The sequence below is a fragment of the Candidatus Allofournierella merdipullorum genome, from assembly GCF_048426865.1.
In the GTDB taxonomy this organism is placed as follows: Bacteria; Bacillota; Clostridia; order Oscillospirales; family Ruminococcaceae; genus Allofournierella_A; species Allofournierella_A merdipullorum.
This window is the reverse complement of sequence record NZ_DBFNWJ010000016.1, coordinates 69,318-86,292: the sequence shown is the minus strand read 5'-3', so window position 1 is coordinate 86,292 and position 16,975 is coordinate 69,318. Positions and strand designations below refer to the sequence as shown.

Annotated in this window: 20 protein-coding genes and 2 rRNA genes; 15 read left to right on the top strand and 7 right to left on the bottom strand. The window is 64.5% G+C overall.

Translation table 11 applies throughout. The features are described from left to right. From ACMNAY_RS03255 to ACMNAY_RS03235, 5 genes are all read left to right on the top strand, one after another. Positions 1–133, top strand: a 23S ribosomal RNA gene (locus ACMNAY_RS03255); the annotation flags it as partial. 101 nt (positions 134–234) lie between these two features. Then, positions 235–351: ribosomal RNA gene (gene rrf, locus ACMNAY_RS03250) — 5S ribosomal RNA — on the top strand. A gap of 165 nt (positions 352–516) precedes the next feature. After that, entirely contained in the window at positions 517–1,257 is a 741-nt protein-coding gene (locus ACMNAY_RS03245) for a DUF5058 family protein (RefSeq protein WP_418718371.1), read from the top strand. A gap of 13 nt (positions 1,258–1,270) precedes the next feature. Then, positions 1,271–1,954, top strand: a complete 684-nt coding sequence (locus ACMNAY_RS03240; protein WP_418718370.1) for a hypothetical protein — start codon at positions 1,271–1,273, stop codon at positions 1,952–1,954. A 29-nt stretch (positions 1,955–1,983) separates the two neighbouring features. Then, positions 1,984–3,318 carry a CCA tRNA nucleotidyltransferase gene (locus tag ACMNAY_RS03235; RefSeq protein ID WP_418718369.1) on the top strand — a complete coding sequence of 445 codons (1,335 nt, stop codon included), beginning with the start codon at positions 1,984–1,986 and terminating at the stop codon, positions 3,316–3,318. A gap of 34 nt (positions 3,319–3,352) precedes the next feature. On the opposite strand, the gene ACMNAY_RS03230 is transcribed toward ACMNAY_RS03235, so the two are convergent. From ACMNAY_RS03230 to ACMNAY_RS03210, 5 genes are all read right to left on the bottom strand, one after another. Next, the gene (locus tag ACMNAY_RS03230) at positions 3,353–4,171 is read right to left on the bottom strand and encodes a hypothetical protein (RefSeq protein ID WP_418718368.1); all 819 of its coding nucleotides are present in this window, start codon (positions 4,169–4,171) and stop codon (positions 3,353–3,355) included. Next, positions 4,172–4,540, bottom strand: coding sequence for a hypothetical protein (locus ACMNAY_RS03225; RefSeq protein ID WP_394975314.1), 369 nt, complete (start codon positions 4,538–4,540; stop codon positions 4,172–4,174). After that, a complete protein-coding gene (locus ACMNAY_RS03220) occupies positions 4,521–5,054 on the bottom strand; it encodes an RNA polymerase sigma factor (protein WP_418718367.1) in 534 nt (177 codons plus the stop codon). The genes ACMNAY_RS03225 and ACMNAY_RS03220 overlap by 20 nt, the downstream gene beginning before the upstream one ends. 130 nt (positions 5,055–5,184) lie before the next feature. Continuing rightward, on the bottom strand, positions 5,185–5,997 hold the full coding sequence (locus ACMNAY_RS03215; protein ID WP_418718366.1) for a metallophosphoesterase: 813 nt from the start codon (positions 5,995–5,997) through the stop codon (positions 5,185–5,187). Between the two features lie 2 nt (positions 5,998–5,999). After that, on the bottom strand, positions 6,000–6,839 hold the full coding sequence (locus ACMNAY_RS03210) for a DegV family protein (protein WP_418718365.1): 840 nt from the start codon (positions 6,837–6,839) through the stop codon (positions 6,000–6,002). Between the two features lie 214 nt (positions 6,840–7,053). Here ACMNAY_RS03210 and ACMNAY_RS03205 point away from each other — a divergent pair, with 214 nt between their 5' ends. The 3 genes from ACMNAY_RS03205 to ACMNAY_RS03195 all read left to right on the top strand — a co-directional run bounded on the left by ACMNAY_RS03205 (position 7,054) and on the right by ACMNAY_RS03195 (position 10,062). After that, on the top strand, positions 7,054–7,914 hold the full coding sequence (locus tag ACMNAY_RS03205) for a DMT family transporter (RefSeq protein ID WP_394975307.1): 861 nt from the start codon (positions 7,054–7,056) through the stop codon (positions 7,912–7,914). A gap of 180 nt (positions 7,915–8,094) precedes the next feature. Then, on the top strand, positions 8,095–9,045 hold the full coding sequence (locus ACMNAY_RS03200; protein WP_394969482.1) for a GDSL-type esterase/lipase family protein: 951 nt from the start codon (positions 8,095–8,097) through the stop codon (positions 9,043–9,045). A gap of 18 nt (positions 9,046–9,063) precedes the next feature. Further along, a complete protein-coding gene (locus ACMNAY_RS03195) occupies positions 9,064–10,062 on the top strand; it encodes a GDSL-type esterase/lipase family protein (protein WP_418718364.1) in 999 nt (332 codons plus the stop codon). A 38-nt stretch (positions 10,063–10,100) separates the two neighbouring features. Here ACMNAY_RS03195 and ACMNAY_RS03190 read toward each other — a convergent pair whose 3' ends face one another. Then, positions 10,101–11,207, bottom strand: a complete 1,107-nt coding sequence (locus ACMNAY_RS03190) for an MFS transporter (RefSeq protein ID WP_418718363.1) — start codon at positions 11,205–11,207, stop codon at positions 10,101–10,103. Positions 11,208–11,356: 149 nt separating this feature from the next. After that, complete coding sequence (locus ACMNAY_RS03185; protein ID WP_418718362.1) at positions 11,357–12,304, bottom strand: glycosyltransferase family 2 protein; 948 nt, start codon at positions 12,302–12,304, stop codon at positions 11,357–11,359. A gap of 249 nt (positions 12,305–12,553) precedes the next feature. Here ACMNAY_RS03185 and ACMNAY_RS03180 point away from each other — a divergent pair, with 249 nt between their 5' ends. From ACMNAY_RS03180 to atpA, 7 genes are all read left to right on the top strand, one after another. Then, positions 12,554–12,814: an AtpZ/AtpI family protein gene (locus tag ACMNAY_RS03180; protein WP_418718361.1), complete on the top strand. Its 261-nt coding sequence runs from the start codon at positions 12,554–12,556 to the stop codon at positions 12,812–12,814. Between the two features lie 17 nt (positions 12,815–12,831). Beyond that, the gene (locus ACMNAY_RS03175; RefSeq protein WP_418718360.1) at positions 12,832–13,263 is read left to right on the top strand and encodes an ATP synthase subunit I; all 432 of its coding nucleotides are present in this window, start codon (positions 12,832–12,834) and stop codon (positions 13,261–13,263) included. Continuing rightward, entirely contained in the window at positions 13,253–14,017 is a 765-nt protein-coding gene (locus ACMNAY_RS03170; protein ID WP_418718359.1) for a F0F1 ATP synthase subunit A, read from the top strand. The genes ACMNAY_RS03175 and ACMNAY_RS03170 overlap by 11 nt, the downstream gene beginning before the upstream one ends. A gap of 72 nt (positions 14,018–14,089) precedes the next feature. Beyond that, positions 14,090–14,356 (top strand): ATP synthase F0 subunit C, encoded by a 267-nt coding sequence (atpE, locus tag ACMNAY_RS03165; RefSeq protein WP_394975296.1) that lies wholly within the window; start codon positions 14,090–14,092, stop codon positions 14,354–14,356. Positions 14,357–14,394: 38 nt separating this feature from the next. Then, the gene (atpF, locus tag ACMNAY_RS03160) at positions 14,395–14,901 is read left to right on the top strand and encodes a F0F1 ATP synthase subunit B (protein WP_394975294.1); all 507 of its coding nucleotides are present in this window, start codon (positions 14,395–14,397) and stop codon (positions 14,899–14,901) included. Continuing rightward, a complete protein-coding gene (gene atpH / locus ACMNAY_RS03155) occupies positions 14,898–15,434 on the top strand; it encodes an ATP synthase F1 subunit delta (RefSeq protein ID WP_418718358.1) in 537 nt (178 codons plus the stop codon). The genes atpF and atpH overlap by 4 nt, the downstream gene beginning before the upstream one ends. Before the next feature lie 17 nt (positions 15,435–15,451). Continuing rightward, positions 15,452–16,972: a F0F1 ATP synthase subunit alpha gene (gene atpA / locus ACMNAY_RS03150; protein WP_394975290.1), complete on the top strand. Its 1,521-nt coding sequence runs from the start codon at positions 15,452–15,454 to the stop codon at positions 16,970–16,972. Positions 16,973–16,975 lie beyond the last annotated feature (3 nt).

Below are 16,975 nucleotides of genomic sequence, written 5' to 3'. Positions count from 1 at the left end.
CGGCCCAAAGATAAGATATCCCACTGAGTCAATCAGGTAAGACCCCTTGAAGACTACAAGGTTGATAGGCGTGAAGTGTAAGCGCGGTGACGCGTTCAGCTGGCACGTACTAATAGGTCGAGGGCTTGACCCAAATCTTGCTAAGGTACTCCTAGAAGCCAATCGCAGTTATTGTTCAGTTTTGAGGGTGCATCCCTCGAAAGAGATATGCTAAGCCGAATGCTTATGCATACGGCCGGTGCCGATTACGCGGAGGTCCCACCTGTTCCCATTCCGAACACAGTAGTTAAGCTCCGTAGTGCCGAAGATACTTGGTTGGAGACGACCTGGGAAAATAGGTAGGCGCCGGCTTTCTCTTTGCCCTTTTTTAAGGCCCTTGCCCTTGCGGCAGGGGCCTTTTTCTTGTTTTGGGAGCAGGAACAAAAACAGATTCCTGCCCGCCCTGTCTGGACAGAAGGCCCAAAAACTGGTATACTTATCCTATCGCTTTAGCGTGATAAACCGGGAGGGATCGTAATGGACCTTTTGACACAGCTCAACAGCCTGCCCATGTTTCTGATCGTGGGCGTGGTGGTGCTCTTCATTGGCGTGCTCTGCGTGGTGTTCCTTGTGCGCAGCTGGCGCGCGGGCGTTGCCATGGGGATGGACAAGGCGAAGCTTCGCCGGGCCATCACCTCCAGCGCCACTTTTACCCTGCTGCCCAGCGTCTCCATCCTGCTGGGCGTCATCGCCCTGTCGGGTTCTCTGGGAATTCCGCTGCCCTGGATTCGCCTTTCGGTGATCGGTGCGCTGCACTATGAAGGCAACGTGGCGGACATCGCTGCCCGCGCCGCCGGCATGAGCGGCGGCCTTGGCAGCGGACCTCTCACCGCGCCGGTGTTTCTGACCATCGCGCTGGTGATGACCGCCGGCATTCTGGCGGGCTGCATCCTGTGCGTGTTCTGCCTCAAAGCCTATATGAAAAAGGTGCGGGGCGCGGCCCAAAAGCAGAAGAGCGGCAAAAAGGGATTTGGCGACTATATGTTCACCGCCATGTTCGTGGGCCTGGTGAGCGCTTACATCGGCTCCTATCTGGGCGAGTGGACCAGCGCCGGCAACTATATGCCCCTGTTCGTGGCGGCGGTGAGCGCGGCGGCCATGGGCCTGTTTGAGTATCTGGCCCGCAAGAAGGGCATGACCTGGCTGGACAACTTCTCCATGGCGGGCAGCATGCTGGTGGGCATGGCGGCAGCCGTGGCGCTGTTCGCTGTTGTGTGAGGAGGTGGCCGAGATGAACGAAGTACAGAAGAACGAATACTACGACCGTTACGAGGCCTCCACCCACCTGCTGGGCCGGCTGGGCACGGTGGCGGCCATCCTGCTGCTGCTGGCGGTGCCCATGGCCATGGGCTGGGTGCTGCAGGCTGCCCCCGACTGGACCGCCTTCGGCGTGGGCTTTGCCCAGGTGGCGCTGATCTACTGGACCAGCGGCGTGGTGGAGTTTCTGGTCTATTCCCCCATGCTGGGCTCGGGCGCCAGCTACCTCACCTTCATCACCGGCAACGTCATCAACCTGAAGCTGCCCTGCGCGGTGAACGCCCGGGAGATCTGCGGCACCCAGGTGGGCACGCCGGAAAACGACATCGTCTCCACCCTGTCGGTGGCCACCAGCAGCCTTGTGACCACGGTGGTGCTGGCGGTGGGCGTGCTGTGCCTGGTGCCTCTGCGGCCCGTGCTGGAAAACCCAGCGCTGGCCCCCGCTTTCAACAACGTCATTCCCGCCCTGTTCGGCGCGCTGGCCTTCAAGTATTTCTCCAAGAGCCTCAAGCTGGCGGTCATCCCGCTGGCCTTCATGTGCGTGCTGTTCGTAGCGGTGCCCAGCCTGATCGGCAGCGTCTCGTTCCTCATTCTGGTCAGCGGCGGCATGGCCATCGGCATTGCCTACTGGATGTTCCGCACCGGACGTCTTGAGTGAAACATTTCATTGAAAAGGAGGGGCGCCGGATGAACGTGCCGTCCCATGTGACGCAGCTGCTGAAGGCGCTGCGTGCGGCGGGCTTCACCGCCTGCCCGGTGGGCGGCTGCGTGCGGGACAGCCTGCTGGGCCGCCGGCCCAGCGACTGGGACCTGTGCACCGACGCCCGCCCCCAGCAGGTGAAAGCCTGCCTTTCGCCCCGGTGGCGCACGGTGGACACCGGCATCGCCCACGGCACCGTGACGGTGCTGACCCGGGGCGGCCCGGTGGAGGTGACCACCTTCCGGGTGGAAACGGGGTATTCCGACCACCGCCGCCCCGACGGGGTGCGCTTTGTGGAGGACCTTAAGGAGGACCTGGCCCGCCGGGACTTTACCGTGAACGCCATGGCGCTGGACGAGGGGGGCATCGTGGACCCCTTCGGAGGCCGGGCGGACCTGGAGGCAAAGGTCATCCGCTGCGTGGGCGAGCCGGCGGCCCGCTTTGAGGAGGACGCCCTGCGCATTTTGCGGGCGCTGCGCTTTGCCTCCTGCCTGGATTTTGCCATCGAGCCGGCCACCCTGGCCGCCGCCCGTGCCGCCGCGCCCACCCTCAGCCGGGTGAGCGCCGAGCGGGTGTTCACCGAACTGGATAAACTGCTTTTGGGCCGCGGCGCGGGCCGGGTTCTGGCGGAATGCGGCGACATTCTGGCCCGGGTCATCCCCGCCGTGGGGCCCTGTCTGGACTTTGACCTGCACAGCCCCCGCCACGACCGGGACCTCTGGGGCCACATTGCCCGGGCGGTGTCCGTGGCGCCGGCGCGCCGGGAGGTGCGCTGGGCGCTGCTGCTCCACGATTTGGCAAAACCGGAGTGCTTTGTGCTGGACGCCAAAGGATTTGGTCACGCTCCCGGCCATGCGGCCCGGGGCGCGGCGCTGGCACGGGAGGTGCTGACGGAGCTGAAGGCGCCCGGCCGCCTTGTGCGGGCGGTGGAGCCGCTGGTGCGCTGGCACGACACGCCCATGCCCCAGGATGTGGCCGGAGCGCGGCGCTGGCTGGGCCGCTGGGGCTGGCCGATGCTGCGGGACATGGCCGCGGTGAAGCGGGCGGACCTGCAGGCTCACGCGTCCACCCCCGTCATCCGCCGGAGAATGGAGGAAACAGCCCGCTTTGAGCGGCTGGCGGCGCAGGCGCAGCGCCGGGGCGACTGCGTGCGGCTGAACCAGCTGGCTCTGAAAGGCTCGGATCTGATGGACGCCAGCGTTTGCAGGCCAGGCCCGCGGCTGGGCCGGCTGTTGAGCGCGGCGCTGGAGGAGGTCATCGAGGGCCGGGTGAACAACGATCGGGCCGACCTTCTGGCCTGGGCCGGAACGCAGAAACGATGAAAAAAGGAGCGGACGGCAAGTCCGCTCCTTTTCGTTATTCCACCCAGATGCGTCCGCTGATGTCGGTGGCGCCGTGGTTCACCACCCGCAGCTTCACCTCGCCGGGGGCAAGGTCGGCCAGGGAGAAATACTGCACGCTGTCGGCGCCGCTGATGGTCTCGGTGCGCACTGTTTCACCGTTCTGAATAAAGTCCAGCTCCAGCGTCTCGCCCTCGCAGGTCACGTCCACTGCCAGTATACGGCTGTGGGGGTCGTCCAGCGAAAAGCGGCCGGACTTATGGTAGCCGTCGCTGGTCTTGCTCATGGAGAAGGTCCACACCCCATTGCGGTGGCCCTGGGTGCTCATGATGACCCAGCCGCTGTTCACGTCCGTGGCGCTCTCAATGGGCAGGCTCGCCATGATGGCGGCGCCCTCGGTGGTCACAAGGGGGGTGCTGCCCGCGGAAAAGGCGAAGACGAACATGCCCACCAGCAGGCCCGCCATGCACAGCATACTGACAAGGCCGCAGGCGACGGCCGCTTTGCCCAGCGCGCCCAGTTTGGTCTTGGGGGCGGGCTCACCGTAGTGGCTGTTGGCCGCGCCGCAGGCGGAGCAGAAGCGGTCTATCCGGATGAGGGGAGCGCCGCAGCTCTCACAGGGCTCCAGCGGCTGTTTGCGGCCGAAGATGAAGTAGAGCAGCAGGGCGATGATGGGGCCGGCGAACACCGCCAGCAGCACCCACAGGGCGGGGGGCTGGCCGTGGAGGCGGCTGTCCCGGTAGAGCCAGACGCAGCTGAGCACCGTGAAGGCCAGGGCCAGCAGGCCCGCCAGCGCAAGGGCTCCGCAAACAAGGATCAAAGGCATGACTGCCATTTAAGACATCTCCTTTCTGCCTTTTGGGGGCAGTTCCAGTGTGAGTTGTTCTTTCAGGTCGGAGCATTTGAGGCCCACAAAGGTCATCACCACGCCCCCCACCGCCAGCCAGCCCAGGGCGAAAGCGGCCAGGTGAGCCGCCAGCGGCATGATGGGCAAAGCGAAGATGAGAGCGGGCACTCCGCAGACAAAAAGGTTCGCGGTCATGGGCAGCCACCACAGCGAGAGGCGGCGGGCAGCGGGGCGGCTTTGCAGCTCCCGCTCCTTCTGATACAGGCGGGCCTTCAAAACGGCGTTCAGCTCCGCGCCGGGCTCTTCGCCCGTTTGCAGGGCGGCGGTCAGCCGCCGGTCAAAGTTCTTCTCGTCCATAGCCTCTCGCCTCCATTTCCTTTTTCAGCAGCAGCCGGGCTTTGTGTAGCCGGCTCTTCACCGTGCCCTTGGGCAGCTTTTCGATGCGGGCCACTTCCTCCAGCGGAAGTTCGGCCCCGTAGGCCAGCAGCACCGCCGCCCGGTATTTGTCCGGCAGGTGATCCACCGCCGCGGCCAGCGCCCGGTTCTCCGCTGCTTTCAGAGCTTCCGCCTCCGGCTCCTCGCCCCCGGCCAGGGGCGGCGGGTCGTCCCCGTCCAGCTCCACCGGCCGGGCGATGGCCGCACGCCGGTTTCGCTTGCGGGACTCGTTGCGCCAAAGCCCGGTGGCCACACTGTAGAGCAGCGCCCGGGGGCTGCGGCCCGCGTCCGGGGTAAGGTCCAGTTCCAGCAGCCGGAGAAAGGTCTGCTGGTAGAGGTCCTCGCCGTCCGGCCCGAACCCGGCGAGCCGCCGGCAGTAGCGGTAAATTTCTGTTCCGTAGTCAGCCAGAAGCTGTTCCACCTGACAAGCCTGCACGCGGCTCACCTCCTTTTTGTGTGATCCAGGCGTCTGTTTCGCTTTGTGATCGTCGCCAAAGGGACGGCGGTTCACTTTTTTTCAAAAAAAGTCCGGGGCCCCGGCGGAGCCTCGGACGTTTTTTCAAGATTCAGCCCAGCACCACCAGTTCCGGCGGAGCCAGAAAACGGAAGGGCACGCCGCTCATGCCGATGCCCCGGCTGACGTACAGCTGCGCCGCGCCCGGCCCCTGGGGCCGATAGAGGCCGTAGGGGTAGAACTTGCCCCCCGGCGGCAGGATGAGGCGGGTGACGGCGGGCAGCCGCACCTGGCCGGCATGGCTGTGGCCGCTGAGCATCAGGTCTGCTTTTTTCAGCGGCAGATAGCGGGCCTTGTCCGGCATATGGCACAGGCAGATGCGCCAGCCGTCGGCGGGCATGGCCCGCAGCGCCCGCCCGGAAGAATAGGGGGAAAGGCCGCACAGCGCAACCCCCGGGGCGGGATACACCACCTCGTCCCACAGAACGGTGAAGCCGCCCGCGGCAAAGAGCTCTTCAAAAAAGGGACGCGCGCCCTCCCGCACGTCGTGGTTGCCCAGCACCGCGTACTTGCCTTTCGGCGCGCGGATGCGGCGCAGCTGGCGGGCCAGCTCGGAGAAGGGCAGGGCCCAGGCGTCCCGCAGGAATTTGGCGAAAAAGTCGCCGCCGAACAGCACCAGGTCGGGCTTTAAGGCATTGATGCGCCGCACCACATTTTCCAGCCGCCGGGGCGGGCAGGTGCGGCCGATGTGCAGGTCGCTGAAAAAGACCACCCGCAGCGGCGGGCGCTTTTCCAGCGGAGGGCGGGTGACCACCAGCCGCTCCGGCTCCAGCCGGGAGGCATAGTAGGCCAGACCCAGCCCGGCGGCGGTGAGGGTGGCCGTGCCGGCCAGCAGCGCCGCGCTGTGGGTGTGCCGTTGGGCCATGGTCAGTACCCCACGATGATGCCGCCGGTCTCGGCGTAGAAGCTGGTCAGGCCGCTGCAGGGCAGCACCACCACCTTGGCGCCCGGCCATTTCTTCTCAATGCCGTTTTTCAAAAGCAGGGCGGAGCGCTCGGTCTGGCAGTGGCTGATGACCACAGGCTCCAGACCCTGGTAGCCCCGGTGGTCCATCTCCTCCAGCAGCAGGGCCAGCATGCGGGTCTCGCCGCGGGTCTTGTGCAGCATCTCCAGCTTGCCGTCCTCGCTGCCGCGGCCCACCGCGCGCATGTTCATCACGCCGGCCATGAAGCCCGCCAGACGGCTCAGACGGCCGTTTTTCACCAGATTGTCGAAGCTGGCCAGGGCAAACAGCACCTGCCGGCCCTGGAACCAGATCTCCCACTCCCGCACCACTTCGTCAAAGGGCAGGCCGGAGGCCACCAGCTCGTTGGCCTTCCAGATGGACAGGGTCATCTCGCCGCCGGTGGACAGGCTGTCCAGCACATAGATCTTCTTTTCGGGGTAGCTCTCCAGAACCATCTCCCGGGCCACCATGGCGCTGTTGTAGCTGCCGGACAGATTGCTGCTGATGGTGATGGCCAGCACGTTGTCCGCCTGCAGGAACTTTTCCGCCCACTCCTCGGGGCTGGGGCAGGCGGTGGTGGACGCGCCGTTGTAGTTGTGCATGGCGTCGATCATGGCGTCCACGTCCAGAGCGGAATTGTCCACGAATTCACGCTCGCCCACGCGGATCTTGAGGGGCACGGTGGCAAAGGAAAGATCGGGGGCGGGATTTTCCAGGCTGCGAAGCTCGCAGGAAGAGTCGCTGACGATGATCCAGGACATTGGGCATATCTCCTTTTTGCGGAAGGGCCGGGTGCGGCCCATCTGGTATTAAAAACTACATCTATCTTCATTGTAGCAGTGCAGGGGTGCTCCGTCAAGCGAAAACGGGAAAATCCCGTGACAAACGGGCCGGTCTGCGTTACAATGATAAAGCATTGCGGCCGCGGGCTCCGCGAAAGGGGGCGGCGCGGGCCGAAGGGGGAGGAAACAGGGCATGAACAGGCGAAAAAACGGGATCTTTCTGGTGCTGGCAGCGGCGGTGCTGATGAGCTTCGGCGGGCTGATGATCAAAGCCATTCCCTGGAACGCCATGGCGGTGAACAGCGGGCGCAACCTGTTTGCGGCGCTGGTCACCTTCGGCTATATGAAAGCGACGGGCATGCCGGTGCGCTTTAACCGCACGGTGCTGGGCTGCGCCGCGTGCATCACGGCCTGCAACGTGGCCTATACCCTGGCCACCCGCCTCACCACCGCCGCCAACGCGGTGGTGCTGCAGTACACCAGCCCGGTGTTCATCCTGCTCTACCTGTGGGTGTTCTTCAAGCAGAAGCCCCGGCGGCTGGACCTGGCGGCCTGCGCCGTGGTGTTCGCCGGTATGGCCTGCTGCTTTGCCGGCAGCCTCCAGGCGGGCGGCATGGCGGGCAACGTGCTGGCGGTGGCCGCCGCCAGCTGCTACGCCGTGGTGTTCATGGTGAACATGTTCCCCGGGGCGGACAGCTTTTCCAGCTATTTCTGGAGCCAGGTGCTGGGCTTTGCCGTGGGGCTGCCCTGGCTGGTCACCGAGCCGAATCTCAGCGCCGGCAGCTGGGCGGCCATCGTTCTGATGGGCGCGGTGCAGGTGGGCGCGGCCTACATCCTCATGGCCCGGGGCCTTGCCACCACCGCGCCGGTGGCGGCGAATCTGGTCTGCATGACCGAGCCGGTGCTGAACCCGGTATGGGTGGCCCTGTTCTGGGGCGAGCAGGTGAGCCCCGCCAGCCTGCTGGGCATCGCGGTGGTGCTGGGAGGCCTGTTGTTCTACAATCTGGCCGGCGCGAAAAAGCGGGGCGAAAACACCGCGGCCGAGGTGAAATAACCGCCCCGGGTCCCTTCGTATATAGAATATGGACGCTGCGGGGCAGCATATTCTGGCCCCCGGCGGAAAATACTGATACTGACCCCCAGTCTGTGAATTTTCTGTGGCCTTGCTTGCGCGGGGCCCGGCGCGGGGGTATAATATCCAGTGAATACCGTTTTGAACAAAGAGGTAGAAAAAATGGCAACCTACAGGGAATTCCGTGAACAGGTGAAACGCCGCCGCCGGCGCAAATTTATCCTGCGTCTGTCGCTGCTGATCGTCGCTGCCGCCGCCGTGTGCGGGGTGGCGTTCTTTGCGCTGTACACCGTGATCACAGGCGCCGGCTGGAAGCCCGGCGACGCCCAGATGGTGGCCTCCGGCAGCACCTCTGCCTCTGAGACCTCCCAGCCCGCCTCCGCCCCGGAGAGCGGCACGGCTCCCGAGAGCGAGCCCGCGGGCTGGAACACCTCCACCCCCGTGGAGCCCACTCTGGATCAGACCGTCACCGGCGCGGACTACCGCATGCTGGCGGTGGGCGCCAACGCCGCGGTGGACTACAGCTTCTTTGACCGTGCCGCCATCCTGGGCGACAGCGTCAGCCAGGGCTGGAACATTTATGAATCTCCCATGAAGGCCCACGCCTTCATCTGCGCCTACAAGAGCATCGGCCCGAACGCCGTGGTGAACAAGCAGACCGCCAACCCCGGCGATGCCTCCGGCCGCGGCGAGGAGAACATCTACGAGACCATCATCAACTCCAACCCCCTGCGCCTTTATATCCTGCTGGGCACCAACGCCCTGGTGCGGGACGGCGAAGCCACCGAACAGTCGTTCCTGAGCTACTACAGCCAGATGCTGGACATGTTCAAGGCGGACCTGGGGGACGAGGTGGACATCTATGTCCAGTCCATCACCCCGGTGCGCCCGGGCGCCAGCCAGCCGGGCCTGTATAAGGAGCGCATCCAGCGGGTGAACACCCAGCTGGCGGTGCTGGCCCGGGAGAAGGGCTGCCACTTTGTGAACATCTACGAGGCCCTGCAGGACGAAAACGGCGACCTGCGGGAGGATCTGGCAGCCCAGGACAAGGTGCATCTGAACCAGAACGCCTACCCCATCATGGCCGAGTATCTGGCCACCCATACAGTCTGAAGCTAAAAGGAGGCCGGCATGGCCAACTACCGTGAATTCCGAAAAGAGACCCTCTCCCGCCGGCGGTGGCGCTCGGCGCAGCGCGGGCTGCGCCTGGTGCTGGTGGTGCTGGCGCTGCTGGGTCTGGCCTGGGTCATCACCTGGGCCATTGAGACCGTGAGCGGCAGGGGAGAAGCCCCCGACGCCGACAGCACGCTGGACCTGGGGAACACCGGCCTTTCGGGCAGTGTGCTGGCGCCGCTGCCCATGGAGAACCCGGTCACCGAAACGGGCGGCGGGGTGCAGTTCACCAGCATGGGCCCGGTGCAGCAGGCGGAAGGCTGGGCCTACACCGGCATGACCTACGAAAAGATCTGCCTGCCGGCCTGCGGCCGGGTGGACAACACCTATTTCTCCACCGCCCTGTTCCTGGGCGACAGCGTCACCGAGGGCCTGGGCCTCTATGAGAACCCGGTGAAGGGCGTGGCCACGGTGCGCGGTTACCGGGGCGCGACCCCCGGCGACGTGGTGAACCGGGTGGTGATGACCGACTTCAACACCAACGAGGAGTCTGTGCCGCTGGACGTGGCGGCCCAGATGAACCCCAAGAGCATCTACCTGATGTTCGGCGCAAACGCCCTGGCCGCCCGGGACGATGAAGCCACCGAGAACAGCTTCATCGCCTACTACGGCCAGATGATCGACCTGCTGCGCGAGGCGGCCCCGGAGGCGGACATCTACGTCCAGACCATGACCCCGGTGGCGGCGGACTATTCCAGCACCGGCATCTATAAGGAGCGCATCCAGCGGGTGAACAAAAAGGTGGCGAATATGGCGCTGGAGAAGGGCGTTTACTTTGTGGACGTCTACTCCGCCCTGGCGGACGAGAACGGCGACCTCAAAGCCGAGTATTCCTCCGACGGCCTGCACATGGTGGCCGCGGGCTACAAGGCCTGGGCGGACTGCCTGGCCGGCCATGTGGCTTACAGTGCCTCGAACCCCTATGTGATGGGCAGTGAGTATTACATCGCGAAATAAAAGAAAAGGCACGGGACAGCGTCCCGTGCCTTTTTGTTTTATGCGTTTGGGCGGGCGAGCAGCAGCCCCAGCCCCGCCGCCGACAAAACCGCTCCAAAAACGAAGGCGGCGGCAAGGCTTTGCTGGGCAAGAGCGCCCAGCGCCAGATTCGCCCCGATGGCAAAGCACTCCATCACCATGGCCTGGGCGCTCAGGGCGCTGGCCCGGTCCTTTGTGGTCAGCCGCCGGTTGCGCTCCTCGTCGGTGAGCGGGGCCAGCAGGCTGGAAGAGGTGCGCAGCGCCAGCACCGAGGCCACCGCCGCGGGCGCGTTGGCCGTGGCGGCCAGCACGCCGCATCCGGCAAGGCAGACGAGGGCGCAAAAAACGGCCGCGCCCCGCGGGCCCAGCCGCCGTGCCAGGGCAGGGGAGAAGGCCCCCGCAAGGCCCAGCAGCGAGGCGGCCACATAGGCGGCGCTCATGGCCCCCTGGCTCATGCCGCAGGCTTCGTATTTTAACTGGTTCAAAAACACCGTGGCCACCTGGCAGACCTCCGCCAGCAGAGCGGCCCCGGCCAGCAGCGGAAGAACGCCGCCGTTCAGCGCCTGGCGGGCCACAGCGGTAAAGCTGCCCCGGGCGGGGGAAGGCTCCGGGTCGCGCACCTCCCGCAGGCCCAGCGCAAACACCAGCGCCAGGGCGTAGCTGCCCGCAGTGAGCAGCGCGGAAAGGCGGTAGCTGCCCGGCGGCAGAAGGGCGAACACGCCGCCCGCCGCCACCAACCCCGCCATGGACAGGGCATTGTAGACCGAAAAGGCCCGCAGGCTGTTTTCGTCCCGGCAGGAGAGGTAGATCACGGCGCTGTCCACGCCGGAGATCCCCGACTGCACCACCGCCAGCAGGATGCGCTCGACGAGAAAATCCCCGAAGGAGTCCGCTTGCCAGAACACCAGTTTGGAAACAAAGTACAGCCCGCTGCACAGCACCATGGTGCGCCGGTAGCCCAGCCGCTCGGCCAGCACGCCCCAGGGCAGCTCCAGCGCCACGCAGAGGGCCAGCGACACCGCCTCGATGAGGGAAATTTCGAACACCGACACCCCTGCGGCCCGGCGGTAAAGAGTGGCCACGGGGGCGTAAAATGCCATGCCCTGCAGCAGGGCGATGGCGTACATGCAAAAAAATATTCCGTTTCAACATAAAGACAGACCCATCCTTAAAACGAACACAAGGCAAACAGGCGCCGGTGTCTGCCGGCGCCGCGGACGATGTGTTCAGTTCATCAGATGGGTCTGTTCATTGTTCTTTCCTCAAAAAGGGCGGTTCACGCTTCGGCGTCCGCTTCGGTCTCCCGTACGATGTACACCGGGCGGCGTTTCACTTCCATATAGGTCTTGGCCAGATACTGCCCCAGCACCCCCATGCAGAACAGCTGCACGCCGCTGCACAGAAAGATGATGCACACAAGGCTGGGCCAGCCGCTGGTGGGGTCGCCGAAGAGCAGGGTGCGCACGATGATAAAAACGATCATCACAAAGGCCAGCGCGCAGAAGGCGATGCCCATCAGGCTGGCCAGCGCCAGGGGCGCGGTGGTGAAGGCCACGATGCCTTCCAGCGAGTAGAGGAACAGCTTCCAGAAGCTCCACTTGGTCTCGCCGGCCACCCGCTCCACATTCACATACTCCAGCCACTTGGTCTTGAAGCCCACCCAGCCGAAGATGCCCTTGGAAAAACGGTTGTACTCCGGCAGCGCCAGAATGGCGTCCACCATCCGGCGGCGCATCAGCCGGTAGTCCCGTGCGCCGTCCACGATGTCCGCGTCGCTCATCTTGTTGATGATCTTGTAGAACATCCGGGCAAAAAAGCTGCGGATGGGCGGCTCGCCCTTGCGGTCGGTGCGGCGGGTGGCGGCGCAGTCGTAGTCCTCGTTCAAAAGCGCGTCCAGCATCTGGGGCAAAAGGGCGGGCGGGTCCTGCAGGTCCGCGTCCATCATGGCCACATAGTCGCCTTTTGCCGCCTCAAGGCCCGCCAGAATGCCCGCCTCCTTGCCGAAGTTGCGGCTAAAGCTGATGTAGCGTACCCGCTCGTCCTCTTTGTGCAGCTGGCGGGCGATGGCGAGGGTGTTGTCCTTGGAGCCGTCGTCCACAAAAATAAATTCAAAATCCGCCCCGTGGCTGGCTTTCATCTCTTCGGCCACCCGGCAGATCTCCTTATAAAAATAGGGCAGCGCTTCCTGCTCGTTGTAGCAGGGCACCACGATGGAAAGCAGCATTCCGCCACCGCCTTTTCGCTTTTTTTTCATTCTATCACAAAGGTCGGGGCGGGGCAAGCGGAGCAAAACGCGGCTTTTGTCCCTTTGCGCCGCCGGGGCAGGCCCCGCGCCTTTCTTTTTGCCGGACGGAGGGCATTTGTAAAAAAACTGTGCCCCGTTCACAAAATGAATTGTTTTGTCCAAACGTTTTTGGTATAATATTCAATAATGCGGCGGTTTGCGCCGCGCGGGAAGAAGGGGGCGTGCCGGGTGAAGGGCTGGATGAACGCGCTGCGGGAACTGGCCTGGCTCACGCAGCTTGGGTTTTCGCTGGTCACGCCGCCGTTTTTGTGCGCCTGGGGCGCCTGGTGGCTCATCAGCGAAAAAGGCTGGCCCGCCTGGGTCATGCTGCCGGCGCTGATTCTGGGCCTGGGCGCGGCGGGAGCCTCGTTCTGGGGCTTTTACCGCTATGTGCAGCGCAAGAACCGGCCGGATGAAAAAGGCCCCGCCGCCTTCAATGACCACGTTTGAAAGAGAGGAACGTCCGGATGAAATTACAGCCGGCAGTGAAAAAAGAGACCGCCCACATCGCCCTGGGCGTGGCCGTGGGCGTGGCGGTGATGCTCGCCGTGTTCGCCCTGCTGGGCCGCTTTGACTACACCGTGGCCCTGGGAGGCGTTTTGGGCGGCGCGGTGGCGGTGCTGAATTTTCTGGTGCTGGGCCTGACGGTGCAGAAGATCACCGCCGAAGCGAGCGCCGAGCGGGGCCAGAAACTGATGCAGTTTTCCTACAGCATGCGCATGCTGGTGATGGCCCTGTGGCTCATCCTGGCGGTGAGCATGCCCTTCCTTCACTGGGTGGCAGCGGCGCTTCCGTTGCTTTTCCCCCGGCTGACCATCGCGGTCATGCAGATCACCGGGGTCTACAAAAAGGAACAAAACAACGAGGAAAAGGGGGAACAAGTCGACCATGAACGTTGAGATCACCGGCCCGAAGATCCTTTGGGAGTCCTCCTGGTCGGTGCCGCTGCTGGGCAAGTTCCAGCTCACCGAGAGTTTGCTGGACGCCTGGATCATTCTGGCGGCCATCGCGGTGCTCTGCTGGTGGCTGGGCCGCGGCCTGACCGTGGACAAGATCAGCAAAAAGCAGGCGGTGGCAGAGCTTCTGGTCACCACCTGCAAGAACTTCGTCATCGGCAACATGGGCCAGCGCTACGCCCACTTCGTGCCCTTCATCGGGGCGCTGTTCAGCTATTCGGCGCTGTGCAGCCTGTCCAGCCTGATCGGGCTGTACCCCGCCACCAGCGACCTGTCCACCGAGCTGTCCTGGGCGCTGCTGGTGTTCGTGATGATCACCTACACCAAGATCAAGACCAACGGCCTGGGGGGCTACCTGTTGGGCTTCACCACCCCCATCCCGGTGTTCACCCCCTTCAACATCATCAGCGAGCTGGCAACGCCCATCTCCATGGCTTTCCGTCACTTCGGCAACATCATGTCCGGCGGCGTCATCAGCACGCTGGTCTACGCCGCGCTGGCGGTGGCCAGCAACGCGCTGCTGGGCATGCTGCCCGGCGCGCTGGGCGAGGTGTTGAGCCTCATCCCCATCTTCCAGCTGGGCATCCCGGCGGTGCTGTCCATTTACTTTGATCTGTTCAGCAGCCTCATGCAGGCCTTCATCTTCTGCATGCTCACCATGCTGTACATCGCCAACGCCGCCGAGGCGGACGGCTGACCCTTTTGACCCGACGCGGCCGCCGGCCGCGAGGCATAATAATTCGTACTTCATTTTTAGGAGGAACTATCTATGATGGAAAAAGCAATCGTTCTGGCCGGCTGCGCCATCGGCGCGGGTCTCGCTCTGATCGCCGGTATCGGCCCCGGTATCGGCGAAGGTTACGCCGTGGGCCAGGCCTGCTCGGCCATCGGCCGCCAGCCCGAGTGCAAGGGCGACGTCACCAGCACCATGCTGCTGGGCTGCGCCATCGCCGAGACCACCGGTATCTACGGCTTCGTCACCGGCCTGCTGCTTCTGTTCGTTGCGCCGGGCATGTTCACCGGCATGCTGGGCTGAAAACAGCCCCCACAAGCCGCAGGAAAGGGGAATGACCATTGGAACAATTTAAAGATCTGGTCACCATAACGCCCTGGCACATGATCATGATGCTGGGCAACCTGCTGATCCTCACGCTGATCGTCAAAAAGCTGCTGTTCGAGCGGGTGCAGAAGGTGCTGGACGAGCGCCAGGCCCGGGCCGACGCCATGCTGGACGACGCCCGCAAGGCCAAGGAGACCGCCGAGGCCGAGAAGGCCGAGTACGAGACCCATCTGGCCGCAGCCAAACAGGAAGTGGCCGACATGCTGGCCCAGGCGGACAAGACCGCCGCGGCCCGCAGCGAGGAGACCCTCGCCGCCGCCCGCGAGCAGGCCGCCCAGATGAAGCAGAAGGCCGAGGCGGAGATCGAACAGGCCCGCAAGAAGGCCCTGAACGACGCCAAGGACGAGATCGGCGGCATGGCCATGGCCATTGCCAGCAAGGTGGTGGAGCGGGAGATCAACGAGGCCGACCACAAGGCCCTGATCGACAGCTTCATCGAAAACGTGGGTGACGCATCATGACCGCCGCGGGCGCCGAGTACGGCGGCGCGCTCTACGAGCTGGCCGCCGAGGAGGGTCTGGAGGAGGTCGTGCTGCAGCAGCTGACCGAAGTTCGCCGGCTGCTGGCCGAAAATCCCGCCTATGAAAAACTGCTGGCCATGCCCAGCGTGCCCAAGGCCGAGCGCTGCGCTGCGCTGGACGAGGCCTTCGGCGGGCAGGTGGAAGTTTATCTTTTGAATTTTCTCAAGCTTCTGTGCGAAAAGGGCGCCATCCGCACCCTGCCGGACTGCCTGAAGGAGTACCGGGCCCGCTACAACGAGGCCCACGGCATCCTGGAGGCCACGGCGGTGACGGCGGTGCCCATGAGTGAAGCGCAGACCGAGGCGCTGAAGAAAAAGCTTGAGGCGCTTACCGGCAAGACCATCGCCCTCACCGCCCGGGTGCAGCCCGGGTGCCTGGGCGGCGTGCGGCTGGAGGTGGAGGGCACCCAACTGGACGGCACGGTGAAGAACCGGCTGGACGAGGTGCGCCGCCTGCTGGCAGCCACATTGTAATCGGAGAAGGTGAAAGAATGCAATTAAAACCCGAAGAGATCACCCGGATCATCAAGGCGCAGATCAAGCACTACCAGAACGTCATCGAGCAGAGCGAGACCGGCACCGTGATCCTGGTGGGCGACGGCATCGCCCGGGCGGTGGGTCTGGAAAAATGCATGAGCGGCGAATTGCTGGAGTTTGAAAACGGCGCCTACGGCATGGCCCAGAACCTGGAGGAGAACAGCGTCTCCATCGTTCTGCTGGGCGACGCCGAGGGCATCAAAGAGGGCAGCGTGGTCAAGCGCACCGGGCGCGTGGTGAGCGTGCCCGTGGGCGAGGGGCTGATCGGCCGCGTGGTGAACGCGCTGGGCCAGCCCATCGACGGCAAAGGCCCCATCGAGGCCGCCGAATACCGGCCCATCGAGTCCCCCGCGCCGGGCATCATCGAGCGCAAGAGCGTTTCCGTGCCCCTGCAGACCGGCATCAAGGCCATCGACTCGATGATCCCCATCGGCCGCGGCCAGCGCGAGCTCATCATCGGCGACCGCCAGACCGGTAAAACCGTCATCGCCACCGACACCATCATCAACCAGAAGGGCACCGGCGTGCTGTGCATCTACGTGGCCATCGGCCAGAAGCAGAGCACCGTGGCCCAGCTGGTGAACACCCTGGCGGAAAACGGCGCCATGGACTACACCATCGTGGTTTCCGCCTCCGCCAGCGAGCTGTCGCCTTTGCAGTACATCGCCCCCTACGCCGGCTGCGCCATGGGCGAATACTTCATGGCCCAGGGCAAGGACGTGCTGGTCATTTATGACGACCTGTCCAAACACGCCGTGGCTTACCGTGCCCTCAGCCTGCTCATCCGCCGTCCCCCGGGACGTGAGGCTTACCCCGGCGACGTGTTCTATCTGCACAGCCGCCTGTTGGAGCGCGCGGCCCGTCTTGCGCCGGAATACGGCGGCGGCAGCCTGACCGCTCTGCCCATCATCGAGACCCAGGCGGGCGACGTGTCCGCCTACATCCCCACCAACGTCATCTCCATCACCGACGGCCAGATCTTCCTGGAGAGCGAGCTGTTCCACAGCGGCGTCATGCCGGCGGTGAACCCGGGCATCTCGGTGTCCCGCGTGGGCGGCAACGCCCAGATCAAGGCGATGAAGAAGGTGGCGGGCAGCCTGAAGCTCATCTACAGCCAGTACCGCGAGCTGCAGAGCTTTGCCCAGTTCGGCTCCGACCTGGACGCCGACACCAAGGCCCGTCTGGCCCAGGGCGAGCGCATCGTGGCCGTGCTCAAGCAGGACCGCAATTCCCCCATCCCGGTGGAAAAGCAGGTGTGCATCCTCTACGCCGTCACCAAGGACTACCTGAAAGAGGTGGCCGTGGAGGACGTGAAGGAGTACGAGAAGGGCCTGTACGAGTATATGGACGCCCATGCCAGCGAGGTCCTTTCCTCCATCCGCATCAGCGGCAAGCTGGAAGAGGACGCGGAAAAGGCGCTGGCCCTGGCGCTGGACGATTACACCCGGCAGTTTTTGAACACCCGGGCCAAGTGAGGA

Bases quoted from the DNA above. Each gene is read 5' to 3' on its own strand.
- atpH (WP_418718358.1), top strand. From the start codon at position 14,898: ATGACCGCCGCGGGCGCCGAGTACGGCGGCGCGCTCTACGAGCTGGCC.
- atpE (WP_394975296.1), top strand. From the start codon at position 14,090: ATGATGGAAAAAGCAATCGTTCTGGCCGGCTGCGCCATCGGCGCGGGT.
- ACMNAY_RS03225 (WP_394975314.1), bottom strand. From the start codon at position 4,540: ATGGACGAGAAGAACTTTGACCGGCGGCTGACCGCCGCCCTGCAAACG.
- ACMNAY_RS03185 (WP_418718362.1), bottom strand. From the start codon at position 12,304: ATGCTGCTTTCCATCGTGGTGCCCTGCTACAACGAGCAGGAAGCGCTG.
- ACMNAY_RS03170 (WP_418718359.1), top strand. From the start codon at position 13,253: ATGAACGTTGAGATCACCGGCCCGAAGATCCTTTGGGAGTCCTCCTGG.
- ACMNAY_RS03215 (WP_418718366.1), bottom strand. From the start codon at position 5,997: ATGGCCCAACGGCACACCCACAGCGCGGCGCTGCTGGCCGGCACGGCC.
- ACMNAY_RS03235 (WP_418718369.1), top strand. From the start codon at position 1,984: ATGAACGTGCCGTCCCATGTGACGCAGCTGCTGAAGGCGCTGCGTGCG.
- ACMNAY_RS03230 (WP_418718368.1), bottom strand. From the start codon at position 4,171: ATGGCAGTCATGCCTTTGATCCTTGTTTGCGGAGCCCTTGCGCTGGCG.
- ACMNAY_RS03210 (WP_418718365.1), bottom strand. From the start codon at position 6,839: ATGTCCTGGATCATCGTCAGCGACTCTTCCTGCGAGCTTCGCAGCCTG.
- ACMNAY_RS03195 (WP_418718364.1), top strand. From the start codon at position 9,064: ATGGCCAACTACCGTGAATTCCGAAAAGAGACCCTCTCCCGCCGGCGG.
- ACMNAY_RS03200 (WP_394969482.1), top strand. From the start codon at position 8,095: ATGGCAACCTACAGGGAATTCCGTGAACAGGTGAAACGCCGCCGCCGG.
- ACMNAY_RS03245 (WP_418718371.1), top strand. From the start codon at position 517: ATGGACCTTTTGACACAGCTCAACAGCCTGCCCATGTTTCTGATCGTG.
- atpA (WP_394975290.1), top strand. From the start codon at position 15,452: ATGCAATTAAAACCCGAAGAGATCACCCGGATCATCAAGGCGCAGATC.
- ACMNAY_RS03175 (WP_418718360.1), top strand. From the start codon at position 12,832: ATGAAATTACAGCCGGCAGTGAAAAAAGAGACCGCCCACATCGCCCTG.
- ACMNAY_RS03240 (WP_418718370.1), top strand. From the start codon at position 1,271: ATGAACGAAGTACAGAAGAACGAATACTACGACCGTTACGAGGCCTCC.
- ACMNAY_RS03205 (WP_394975307.1), top strand. From the start codon at position 7,054: ATGAACAGGCGAAAAAACGGGATCTTTCTGGTGCTGGCAGCGGCGGTG.
- ACMNAY_RS03190 (WP_418718363.1), bottom strand. From the start codon at position 11,207: ATGTACGCCATCGCCCTGCTGCAGGGCATGGCATTTTACGCCCCCGTG.